This window comes from Streptomyces xanthophaeus (assembly GCF_030440515.1).
Lineage (GTDB): Bacteria > Actinomycetota > Actinomycetes > Streptomycetales > Streptomycetaceae > Streptomyces > Streptomyces kutzneri.
Genome location: NZ_CP076543.1, coordinates 6,471,775 through 6,482,922, shown reverse-complemented (window position 1 = coordinate 6,482,922; position 11,148 = coordinate 6,471,775). Strand labels below are relative to the sequence as shown.

The following is an 11,148-nucleotide window of genomic DNA, read 5'->3' as shown; positions in this document are numbered from 1 at the left end:
TCCGCCGCGGTAGCGGCTGGTGTCCCGGTCGCCCGCGCAGCGCGCCGGTGCGGCCGTCATCGTCGTCCGCAGCCCGGTGGCTGCGCGTGCTCCCCCAGCTACCGCTGGGAGGTACCCCCTGCTCACGGAGCGACTCCGATCGTCGAAAGGCCCAGGCTCTCGTGAAGCCCCAGGGCGATGTTCATGCTCTGCACCGCGCCGCCGGCGGTGCCCTTGGTCAGGTTGTCGATGGCGCTGACGGCGATGATCCGCCGGGCGGACTCGTCGTAGGCGACCTGGACGTGGACGGCGTTGGAACCGTGGACGGATTTGGTGGACGGCATCCGGCCCTCGGGCAGCAGGTGGACGAAGGGCTCGTCGGCGTAGGCCTTCTCGTACGCGGCGCGCAGCGATTCGGCGGTGGTGCCGGGGAGTGCCTTGGCCGAGCACGTGGCGAGGATGCCGCGCGCCATGGGCACGAGGGTCGGCGTGAAGGAGACGGAGACCCGCTGACCCGCGAGCGGGCTCAGGTTCTGCACCATCTCGGGCGTGTGGCGGTGTCCGCCGCCCACGCCGTACGGGGTCACCGAGCCCATCACCTCGGCGCCGAGCAGGTGCGGCTTGAGGGCCTTGCCCGCGCCGGAGGTTCCGGTGGCGGCGACGATCACGGCCTCCGGCTCGGCGAACTTCCCCTGGTAGGCGGGGAAGAGCGCGAGGGAGACGGCGGTGGGGAAGCAGCCCGGGACCGCGATGCGCCTGGTCCCCGCCAGCGCCTCGCGGGCGCCGGGCAGTTCGGGGAGCCCGTAGGGCCAGGTGCCGGCGTGCGGGGCGCCGTAGAAGGCGTCCCAGTCGGCGGAGTCCTTGAGCCGGTGGTCGGCGCCCATGTCGACGACGAGGACGTCCTCGCCGAGCTGGGCGGCGACGGCGGCGGACTGGCCGTGCGGGAGGGCGAGGAACACGACATCGTGGCCGGCGAGGACCTCGGAGGTGGTCGCCTCCAGGGTGCGTCCCGCGAGCGGCACGAGGTGCGGTTGCAGGGAGCCGAGGAGCTGTCCGGCGTTGGAGTTGCCGGTGAGGGCGCCGATCTCCACCTCGGGGTGCGAGAGCAGGAGGCGCAGGACTTCTCCGCCCGCGTACCCGCTCGCTCCGGCCACCGCTACACGTACCACCATCGGACCCTCCTCATCGATGGCATGACTATACGTACTTCTGCACGTTTATGCAATGCCTTCGATCTCGGGGGGAGGGCCGCACCGGAGGCTCCGGCACACGTCGCCTCCAGGATGATGTCTAGCAGGAAAGGCCCGGCCTCGGCGGCGATTCCGCCGGTCGCGTCGGGCGCGACCACCGCGAGCCCGGCCCGATCGGCAGGACGGCCCTAAGGCCGGACGGACGCCGCCCCGTCGGCGAGGCGGTGCCTGACCCATACGTTCGGCTCCACATAGACCGCATAGCCCTGCTCCGGCTCGCACCGCACGGGCGTCAGGGCGCCGGGTACGCGCACGGGTCCGGCGACGTCGAAGGGGAGCCCGGTCCACTCGCGCCACTGGGCGAGCGAGCCGGTGATCGTCATCGACAGCGGCGCCACCGAGTCGATGACCCCGCCCGCGCGGACGTGGACGCGCAGCCACGGGTCGTACGGGAGGCCGTCCTCCCGGGTCCGGTACGCGTACTCGTGGATCGGGGTGTCCGGCTCGGCCGGCTTTCCGCTGGGCCGGACCGGCGCCACGACCTCGGCGAAGCCGCGGGCCCGGGCGTTGTCCCGCAGCGCGGCCAGCATGAGCCCGGAGAGCCCCTCGCCCTGCCGGTCGCCGGCCACGGTGATCTCGATCGCGCTCACCGTGTCGGGCCGCACCCCGCGGCGCAGGTCGGAAAAGGCCCACATGAGCACGCGGTCCCAGCCCTGCGCGGGCAGCACGCCGTCGCGGCCGGCCTCGTGCAGGGCGAAGGGCACGCTGTAGCCGCGGGCGACCACCGCGTCCCCGTCCGTGGCGACCAGGACGTAGTCGGCCAGTTCGGCCGTCATCCGCGGGTACAGCAGCCAGGCCAGGGAGTCGTGGGTGGCGAACTCGGGCCACGGGTCGTCCATGTCTCCGAGCCGGTCCGCCAGTTCGGGGCGCTCGGCGAGCGTGGTGATACGTATCGCGGTCATTCCCGCAGGCTAAGGGCTGCCCGCGCGCCCCTCAACCGATCTACGCCGGGGCCTGCAGACACAGGTGCCACTGGCCGGACCAGCCCGTGAGGGTCATCGTGGACAGCGGCCGGACGTCCACGTTCCAGTAGGTCAGCGGGGGCGCCTTCAGCGCGTACACCAGGGCCGCCCGGACCACCGAGGGCTCGGCCACCGCCACGATCGCGCCCCCGTCGTCGGCCGGCCGGGTGTCGAGCCAGCCACCGATGCGGGAGATGAAGGCGAGCAGGGACTCGCCCCCGTGCGGGGCCGACCGCGGATCGCTGAGCCACAGTTCCACCGCCCCGGGCTCGTGGGCGGCCACCTCGGCCAGGGTCAGCCCCCGCCAGCGGCCCATGTCGCACTCGCGCAGCGCGGGCTGGGCGAGGGGCGCGTACCCGAGGGCCTCACCCGTGGCACGGCTGCGCGGGGTCGGCGAGCAGTAGCGCAGCTCGGCCGAGCCCAGGGGTACGAGGCCCTGCGCGGCGGACTCCACCGACCGCCAGCCGGGTCCGTCCAGCGGGCGGTCGTCGTCGAAGCGCTCGGCGAGCAGCGAGGAACTACGGGCTGCGGCGACAAGCGAAACCCGAACATGCATGCGGTGATGGTGGGCCGCATACCGCAGTGGGTCAAGCGTCCGGACCGAGGCCGTCCGCCAGGCCGGTACGCAGCCGCTGGACCGCCTCGACCAGTTCGGCGGGGCCCGAGACCCCGGCGAAGCTCAGCCGGACGTGCGGGCCCGGCGGCTCCGCGCAGAAGTACGGGCGGCCCGGAGCCACCGCCACCCCGGCGCGCAGGGCGGCCGCCGCGAAGGCCGCGTCGTCGCCGTACCCGGTGGGACGGACCCACAACTGGTATCCGCCGTACGGCAGATGCGGCAGCTCCAGCGCGGGCAGCTCCCTGCGCAGGGCGCCCGCGAGCACATCCCGCCGGTGGCGGAGCTCCTCGGCCACCGTCCGCAGGTGACGCGGCCAGGCGGGTGCCCCGACCAGCTCCAGGGCGGCCTCCTGGAGCGGCCGGGGCACGAAGAAGGAGTCCACGATCTGGATGGCGCGCAGCCGGTCGACCACCGGGCCCCGGGCGGCCAGTGCGCCGACCCGCAGGCTGGGTGAGGTGACCTTGGTCAGCGACCGGACGTGCACCACGACGCCGTCAGCGTCCTCGGCGGCCAGGGTCGCGGGCAGCGGACCCGCGCCCTCGTGGGCCAGGGCCCGGGCGTAGTCGTCCTCGACCACGAAAGCCCCGGCGGCCCGCGCGATGCGCAGCACCTCGGCCCGCCGCCCCGGAGCCAGGACCGCTCCGGTCGGGTTCTGGAACAGGGGCTGGCATACGAACACCCGCGCGCCGGTCGCTTCGAAGGCGGCGGCCAGCAGCTCCGGCCGGACCCCGTCCGCGTCCACCGGGACGGGCACCGGCCGGCAGCCGGAGGCCCGGGCGATGGCCAGCAGGCCGGGGTAGGTCGGGGACTCGACCAGGATCGGCGCGCCGGGCGGGGCGAGCGCCCGCAGGGCGGTGGCCAGCGCGCTCTGCCCGCCCGCGGTGACCAGCACATCGGCGGCGGCGACCGCGCCGCCGATCTCCCGGGCGAACCAGTCGCGCAGCTCGGGCAGCCCCTCCAGGGGCGGGCGCCCCCAGGCTCCGGGCCGCCGTCCGGCCCGGGCCAGCGCGGCCGCCATGGCCCGCTCGGGCTGCAGGGAGCGGTGCAGGTAGCCGCCGTTGAGCTCGATCACCCCGGACGGCGGCACGGCCAGCGAGCCGAGCACTCCGGTCGCGTCGACGGAGCGCGGGACGATCTCCCCGGCGCCTTCGGCGCTGAGGGCGACCTCCTGCCAGGAGGTGTCCCCCGGCGCGGGGGCCGCCGTACGCGGTGCGGCGCGGAAGACCCCCGCGCCGGGCCGGGTGACGACGAGGCCCTCGGCGGCGAGCTGTGCGAGGGCCCGGGAGACCGTGACCGGGCTGACCCGGTAGCGCTCGACCAAGGCCCGGCTCGACGGGAGCTTTCCACCGATCGAGTAGCGGTTGAGTTCGGACCGCAGGGATTCAGCCAGTTCCGCCACACTGCTACGCTCATACATGACAGCACAGAATAGCGCTACTCTCCCGACCACGATAGCGGTCAAGAACCCGGTACGCCGGGGTACCGCCCTCGCCCTGCTCGGCGTCGTCGCCTTCTCGCTGACCTTCCCCGCCACCGCCTGGGGCCTGGAGAGCTTCGGCCCGTGGTCGCTGGTCGCGCTGCGCAGTGTCCTCGCCGCCGCGATCGCCGGGGCCTTCCTGCTGGCCCGGCGGGTCCCGCTGCCCGCCCGTGAGCACTGGGCCGGGCTCGCCGTCGTCGCCGGCGGAGTGGTCGTCGGCTTCCCGATGCTCACCACCCTCGCGCTGACGACCTCCACGACCTCGCACGCCGCCGTGGTCGTCGGCCTCCTGCCGCTCACCACCGCCGCGCTGTCCGCGCTGCGCACCGGAGCCCGCCCCTCGCGCGCCTTCTGGGCCGCGGCCCTCGCCGGGGCGGCGGTCGTGATCGCCTTCACGCTCACGCAGAGCGGCGGCGCCCTCTCCGCGGGCGACGCGTACCTGTTCGGCGCCCTGCTGGTGTGCGCCGCCGGGTACACCGAGGGCGGCCGCCTCGCCCGGGTGCTGCCCGGCTGGCAGGTGATCGGCTGGGCGCTGGTCCTGTGCCTGCCGCTCAGCCTGGCGGGCTCGGTGGCCGGGCTCGCGTACGAGCCGGTGCACCTCAGCGGCCACGGGCTCGCCGGACTGGTCTGGGTGGCGGCCGGCTCCACGTTCCTCGGCCTCTACGTCTGGTACCGGGGCATGGCGGAGATCGGCGCGCCGCGGGCCAGCCAGCTCCAGCTCGCCCAGCCGCTGCTGACCCTCGTCTGGTCGGTCGCCCTGCTGGGCGAGGACCTCGCCCCCGCCGCACCGGCCGCCGCCTGCGCGGTCCTCGTCTGCATCGCGGTGACCCAACGGGTCAAATAGCCGCATGACGACCTAAACTGCAAGCACCGGATCGGACCGCCACCGAGGAGGTCAGTTATGCGCGCGACCGAGGGCGACCAGCTGGTGCAGCACGGCAGGATCGTCGGACAGCACGACAAGGTGGGCGAGATCACCCAGGTCCTGGGCGAGAACGGAACCCCCCCGTACCGGGTCCGCTTCCAGGACGGACACGAGGCCCTGATGGCTCCCGGACCCGACTGCACGGTCCGCCACCCCGAAGAGCACACTCACTGAATCAGCGCCGGGACGCCGCCGGGCCGTAGTGGTCGGCGACCACCCGGGCCATCGCTCCGTTGGGGTCCGCGGCCACCTGCTTCGCCGAGAAGTAGACGTGGCCGCGGACCTCCGGGAAGCCGCCGGCGAACGTCAGGTGCTTCGACAGCTCCGCGGGGTCGCGCCAGGCCTCGGTGGGGCTGTCCGCGTCACAGCGGTACAGGGCCTCCCCCACGTACAGGTCCACCTTCGTGCCGGCGACGGTCCGCGCCCACCAGGGCACGAGGTCGGCGTAGTCGGCGGTCGGGTGCCCGATGTGCCAGTAGGCCTGCGGCACGATGTAGTCGATCCACCCCTCCCTGACCCACTTGCGCGTGTCCGCGTAGAGGTCGTCGTACGTCCCGAGGCCCGCGCGGGTCGGTGAACCGGCCGGGTCCCGGTCGGAGTTGCGCCAGACGCCGAACGGGCTGATCCCGAACCGCGGCGCCGGCCTGAGCGCCCGCAGCCGCGCGGACATCTCGCGGACCAGGGTGTCAGTGTTGGCGCGGCGCCAGGCGGCGCGCGAGCTGAAGCCCGCTCCGTACTCCTCGAAGGCCTCGTCGTCGTCGAAGTACTCCCCCTCCACCGGATAGGGGTAGAAGTAGTCGTCCCAGTGCACGGCGTCCACCGGGTAGCGGGAGACGGCGTCGAACATGGCGTCCTGGACGAAGCGCCGCACCTCGGGCAGACCGGGGTTGTAGTAGAGCTTGCCGCCGTACTCCACCGTCCAGCCGGGATTGCGCCGCGCCGGGTGCGTGGACGCCAGCCGGTCGAGGTCGGTGTGGTTCGCCACCCGGTACGGGTTGAACCACGCGTGCAGCTCCAGCCCCCGGGCGTGCGCCTCCTTGACGGCCGTGCCCAGCGGGTCCCAGCCCGGGTCCTCCCCCTGTTCCCCGGTCAGCCACTGCGACCAGGGTTCCAGCTTCGAAGGCCAGAACGCGTCCGCCGCCGGCCGGACCTGGAGGACCACCGCGTTCAGGCGCCGCTCCACCGCGGTGTCGAGGAGCTCGAGCAGCTCCGCGCGCTGCCGCGTCGCGGAGAGTCCGCTCTCGGAGGGCCAGTCCACGTTCGCCACGGAGGCGATCCACATGCCCCGGAAGTCCGCGGCCCCGGCCCGCCCCCCGGAAACCTTCACGGAAGGCCGCGGCGCCGCGGCCGCCGGGCCGGACGTGGCGGCGGCGATCACCCCCACGGCTCCGGCCAGCAGTGCCCGTCGGCCGATGTACGTCATGTGACATCTCCGTTTCGCTGAGTGACATTGCACGGTGCCCGCTCAGCATGCCCGCCCCGGCCCGCCGCCCGGCGCAAGGTCGGGAGTAACGTCGGGGGGCGTGGCGGGCGCCGGAATCGTACGGGGGACCCGCCGACGGATGAGCTGCGAAAGGCACGAAGTGACTGACCTCCCTTCCGACATCACACGGGTCGGCGTAGTGGGCTGCGGCCAGATGGGTGCGGGTATCGCCGAGGTGTGCGCCCGCAGTGGCCTTGAGGTCAAGGTCGCCGAGACCACCGGCGAAGCCCTGGAGATCGGCCGGACCCGGCTGCACAACTCACTGACCAAGGCCGCCGAACGCGGCAAGATCAGCGAGGAGGAGCGGGACGCCACCCTGGCCCGCCTCACCTTCACCACCGACCTCGGCGAGTTCGCCGATCGTGACCTCGTCATCGAGGCCGTCGTCGAGAACGAGCAGGTCAAGACGGAGATCTTCCAGATCCTCGACCAGGTGATCACCCGCCCGGACGCGATCCTGGCCTCCAACACCTCCTCGATCCCGCTGGTCAAGCTGGCCGTCGCGACCTCGCGGCCGGACCAGGTCATCGGCATCCACTTCTTCAACCCGGCCCCGGTGCAGAAGCTCGTCGAGCTGATCCCGGCGCTGACCACGGGCGAGGAGACGGTCAAGCGGGCCGAGGCCCTGGTGCGGGACGTGCTGGGCAAGCACGCGGTCCGCGCCCAGGACCGGTCCGGGTTCGTCGTCAACGCGCTCCTCGTCCCGTACCTGCTGTCCGCGATCCGGATGTTCGAGTCGGGCATCGCCAGCCGCGAGGACATCGACAACGGCATGGAGCTGGGCTGCGCCCACCCGATGGGCCCGCTCAAGCTGTCCGACCTGATCGGCCTGGACACCATCGCGTCGATCGCCGACTCGATGTACGCGGAGTACAAGGAGCCGCTCTACGCCGCTCCCCCACTGCTCCAGCGCATGGTCGACGCCGGCCGCCTGGGCCGCAAGACGGGCGCGGGCTTCTACCCGTACGCCTGATCCGTCCGGCCGGCCCTACGGCCGGCCGCCGAGCCGCAGGTGGTGCAGCAGGAGCAGCCCGGCCGCCATGTTGGCGGCCGGGATCTCCCCGCGGGCGATCATGTCCGGCACCAGCTTGAGCGGGACCCACTCCCGGCGCGAGGACTCGAAAGCGTCCTCGGGATGCCCGATGTGGGTGGCCCCGTCCGCCCAGTAGAGGTGGTGCCGGGCATCGGTCAGCCCGTTGGACGGCTCGACGGTCATGAGGTGGTGGAGCGGGCCGGGGCGCCAGCCCGACTCCTCCTCCATCTCGCGGGCCGCCGCGGCCGCGATGTCCTCACCGTCCTCGACCACCCCGGCGGGCAGTTCCCAGCCCCAGCTGTCGGTGATGAACCGGTGCCGCCAGAGCAGCAGCACCTCGTCGGCCTCGTTGACGGCCGTGGCGACGGCGACCGGACGCAGCCGGATCACGAAGTGGTCCAGGTGCCGGCCGTCGGGAAGTTCCACATCGGCGAGATTCACGTCGAACCAACGGTTCTTGTACACGGTCTGCTCGCTCAGATTCGTCCACTGCACGGTTGTGCCACCTTCCGTTCGAGTAGGTGGCAACATGGCAGCACCTCGGCCCGTCACAGCGGAACGCGCAGCGCCCCGTCGATGAGCCGCGCGGTCTCCTCCGCGCCCGTACAACCGCTGGTCAGAAGCTGTTCGCGGACCGTCCGCAGCCGGTCGCGCAGCCGCAGCGACTCCATGCCCTTGGCCCGCTCGGCCATCTCGGCCGCGGACGCCGCCGCCCGGTCCGCCTCCCCCTGACGCAGCTGGATCTCGCACAGCATCGCCAGCCGGTGCACCCGGCCGCGGTCGTGCGCCGGGGTGCCGACGGCGGCGGTCGCCTGGACCCGCGCGGCCTCCAGATCGCCCAGGCTGAGCAGCGCCTCGGCGACCTGGACGTTGACGAGCCCCGGCTGTACGTAGCCGGTCTCGTCCGGTTCGCTGCCCGGGCGGATCCGCTCGGCGGCCGCCTCCGCCTTGCGGATGCAGGCCAGTGCGGCCCCGGTGTCGCCGAGTTGGGCGTACGCCTTGGCCTGCATCGCGTACAGGTCGGCGGCCAGCGCCGGGGTGGTGTGCCGCCCGGCGGCCCGCAGCGCGGCCTCGGCGAAGGCGACGGCCTGGCGGTACTCCCGCAGGTGCAGGGACTGGTTGACGATCAGCGCGATGACGTACGCGCCGAGCCCCCGGTCGCCGCTCGCCTTGGCCAGGCGCAGGGCCTGGTGGAAGTAGCGCTGGGCCAAGCCGTGGGCGTCGGAGTCGTACGCGCAGATCCCCGCCACCGCCACCAGGGACCCCGTGGCCCGGTGGAGCCGGCGGCCGAGGTCGTCGGAGTAGCTCCCGCGCAGCATCGGCGCGGTCTCATTGCCCAGGAAGCGGACGATCCGGTCCCTCGTGGCGAGCCCGCCGGCCCGGCGGTACATCAGCTCGTAGTGGGCACGGGCGGACTTCAGGACCTCGATGTGCTCGGGACCGATCGGATGCGCGCCCTCACGGGAGACGTCGGCGTCCTCGGGCGGATTCTCCCATTCCCACACCGGGATGACGGCGGGCGTCCCGGTGACCGCCTCGGCGGCCAGCAGCTGCGGCCGGGCCTGGACGTCGGAACGCCACAGGGCGGCGGCCCGGTCCACGAACCCGCTGAGCGGCGAGGCGTGCAGCGGAACGGGCTGGTCGGCGGCGCCGAGCCCGATGTCGTCCAGCCCGAGGGGACGCCGCAGCCGCCCGCCGAGCACCTCGCAGATCAGGTCGGGGACCTGGCCCCGGGGCCGCTGGCCCTTCAACCACCGTGTCACGGCGGTGTGTTCGTAGCGCAGGGCGAGTCCGCGGGTGCGGCCTGCCTGGTTCACGTACGCGGCGAGTCCGGCGTGGGACATGCCCGCCTCGGCGAGGAGGGCGTCGAGCAGGACATTGGGCTGCATGGGCCGCTCCAAGGGCTCGTCGGTCTCAGGCTAGTGGGTGCGCGGTTCACACGGGGTGTGAACCGTGTACGCGCATAAATGCGATGCGCACTCTGCCGCACGGGCCCCTGGAGGCGCTTCACTGAAGAGCCTCGCCAAGAGGTAGCTCGGGTCGTCGGCTCCCCCTCGTACAGTGCGACGACCCGTCACCGCGCCGCCCGTTCTGCTGTCTGCCCGACACTCCATGGCAGGCGGGCGGCGCGTTCCGGCCCCGCCGGCGCCCGGTTGGTCGCCGCGCCCCGGCAGGGGCCGGGTCGAGAGCGCGCGCCGGGCTCATCCACCGGGCCCGGCGCGCGTGTCCGGGGCCGGTGGTCAGGACCGGTCGTTGCGGAGCACCAGCAGGGCGACGTCGTCGGCGAGCCGCCCGCCGGTGTGCCGCAGCAGAGCGGCGTGCACGCCCGCCACCAGCCGCGTGGGCGTGGCCGCCGCCTCCTGTGCGAGGACGCCCGCCAGATCGAAGAACCGGCCCGCCCGGTCGCGGGCGTCCTCGGCCCCGTCGGTGTACAGGAACAGCGTCTCACCGGGCCGGAGTTCCCCGCAGGCGCGCGCCCACACGTCCGCCGGTACGGGCACCACCCCGAGCGGCGGTAAGGTCTCACCCCCGGCCAGCGGCAGTACCTGCGTAGGCCGGTGCGCCGGATGGTCCAGCCCCGCCCCGGGGCCCCTCCCGGCGGTAGCCGGGGGAGAGGGAGGCGCGGGGTCCGGGGCGGCGCCCCGGCTGCGCGCGGCGCAGTGCTCCAGGACCGCCGCCGGGCGCAGCACGTACGGCCACGGGTGGCCGCAGTTCAGGGCCAGCAGGGCACCGTCCGGCGCGATCTGGAGGAGCAGGACCGTCACGAACTCCTCCGCCGCCCCGGAATCCGGCTCGGCCCGCGCCCGCTCACGGACATGACGGCCCAGCGCCCGCTCCATCCGCCGCAGCACACCGTCCAGCGAGGGCTCGTCGTACGCCCCCTCGCGGAAGGCTCCGAGCACGGCGGCGGCCGCGCCCAGCGCGGGCAGCCCGTGGCCGCGGACGTCGCCGATCACCACCCGGATCCCGTACGCCGTCGGCACGGCCTCGTACAGGTCCCCGCCCACCGCCGCGCCCCGGCTCGCCGAGAGCTGCGCCGCGGCCGCCGTCAGGCCGCGTATCCGCCCCGGCAGCGGCCGCAGCAGCGCCCGCTGCGCGGCGCCCGCGATCTCCTGCGAGCGGCGCAGCTCGCCCAGCAGCTCGCGCCGCATGTGCAGCGCGCACCCGGTGGCCAGCAGCAGGAAGGCCGCGCAGGTGGCCATGCTCGGGACCAGCTGCCCCGGCGTGGACAGCTCCCAGGACACGGCTGCGCCGGCCCAGGCCAGGACGCACATCCGGCGCACCAGGGGCATCTCCCCACGCGTGATCATCCGTAGGACTCCCCTCCGGCCGGATCGATTGTGTCGACCGACCGGCACCCCGGACACGGGCCACCGGGGTTCTCACCCGAACGAGTGAGGGGCACGTCCGGTGGTCCGGACG

General features: G+C 73.8%; 11 protein-coding genes. 3 read left to right on the top strand and 8 right to left on the bottom strand.

Features of this window, described 5'->3' with window-relative positions:
• Positions 1–122: 122 nt before the first annotated feature.
• The 4 genes from argC to KO717_RS28925 form a co-directional block, all read right to left on the bottom strand.
• On the bottom strand, positions 123–1,151 hold the full coding sequence (argC, locus tag KO717_RS28940) for an N-acetyl-gamma-glutamyl-phosphate reductase (protein WP_301372282.1): 1,029 nt from the start codon (positions 1,149–1,151) through the stop codon (positions 123–125).
• Between the two features lie 206 nt (positions 1,152–1,357).
• The gene (locus KO717_RS28935; protein WP_301372280.1) at positions 1,358–2,131 is read right to left on the bottom strand and encodes an N-acetyltransferase; all 774 of its coding nucleotides are present in this window, start codon (positions 2,129–2,131) and stop codon (positions 1,358–1,360) included.
• 40 nt (positions 2,132–2,171) lie between these two features.
• Positions 2,172–2,747 carry a histidine phosphatase family protein gene (locus tag KO717_RS28930; RefSeq protein ID WP_301372279.1) on the bottom strand — a complete coding sequence of 192 codons (576 nt, stop codon included), beginning with the start codon at positions 2,745–2,747 and terminating at the stop codon, positions 2,172–2,174.
• Positions 2,748–2,778: 31 nt separating this feature from the next.
• Complete coding sequence (locus KO717_RS28925) at positions 2,779–4,224, bottom strand: PLP-dependent aminotransferase family protein (protein ID WP_301372278.1); 1,446 nt, start codon at positions 4,222–4,224, stop codon at positions 2,779–2,781.
• On the opposite strand from KO717_RS28925, the gene KO717_RS28920 reads away from it, so the two are divergent.
• Both KO717_RS28920 and KO717_RS28915 read left to right on the top strand, forming a co-directional pair.
• The gene (locus KO717_RS28920; RefSeq protein ID WP_301372276.1) at positions 4,223–5,128 is read left to right on the top strand and encodes a DMT family transporter; all 906 of its coding nucleotides are present in this window, start codon (positions 4,223–4,225) and stop codon (positions 5,126–5,128) included. The genes KO717_RS28925 and KO717_RS28920 overlap by 2 nt on opposite strands.
• Positions 5,129–5,185: 57 nt before the next feature.
• The gene (locus KO717_RS28915) at positions 5,186–5,383 is read left to right on the top strand and encodes a DUF1918 domain-containing protein (protein ID WP_301372274.1); all 198 of its coding nucleotides are present in this window, start codon (positions 5,186–5,188) and stop codon (positions 5,381–5,383) included.
• A gap of 1 nt (position 5,384) precedes the next feature.
• On the opposite strand, the gene KO717_RS28910 is transcribed toward KO717_RS28915, so the two are convergent.
• Positions 5,385–6,632, bottom strand: a complete 1,248-nt coding sequence (locus KO717_RS28910) for a glycoside hydrolase family 10 protein (protein ID WP_301372273.1) — start codon at positions 6,630–6,632, stop codon at positions 5,385–5,387.
• 139 nt (positions 6,633–6,771) lie between these two features.
• Here KO717_RS28910 and KO717_RS28905 point away from each other — a divergent pair, with 139 nt between their 5' ends.
• Positions 6,772–7,665 carry a 3-hydroxybutyryl-CoA dehydrogenase gene (locus KO717_RS28905; protein ID WP_301372271.1) on the top strand — a complete coding sequence of 298 codons (894 nt, stop codon included), beginning with the start codon at positions 6,772–6,774 and terminating at the stop codon, positions 7,663–7,665.
• Positions 7,666–7,680: 15 nt separating this feature from the next.
• Here KO717_RS28905 and KO717_RS28900 read toward each other — a convergent pair whose 3' ends face one another.
• The 3 genes from KO717_RS28900 to KO717_RS28890 form a co-directional block, all read right to left on the bottom strand.
• Positions 7,681–8,220, bottom strand: a complete 540-nt coding sequence (locus tag KO717_RS28900) for an NUDIX hydrolase (protein WP_301372269.1) — start codon at positions 8,218–8,220, stop codon at positions 7,681–7,683.
• A gap of 53 nt (positions 8,221–8,273) precedes the next feature.
• Entirely contained in the window at positions 8,274–9,614 is a 1,341-nt protein-coding gene (locus tag KO717_RS28895) for a transcriptional regulator (RefSeq protein ID WP_301372267.1), read from the bottom strand.
• Between the two features lie 351 nt (positions 9,615–9,965).
• Positions 9,966–11,036, bottom strand: a complete 1,071-nt coding sequence (locus tag KO717_RS28890; RefSeq protein WP_437184593.1) for a PP2C family protein-serine/threonine phosphatase — start codon at positions 11,034–11,036, stop codon at positions 9,966–9,968.
• Positions 11,037–11,148: the final 112 nt, after the last annotated feature.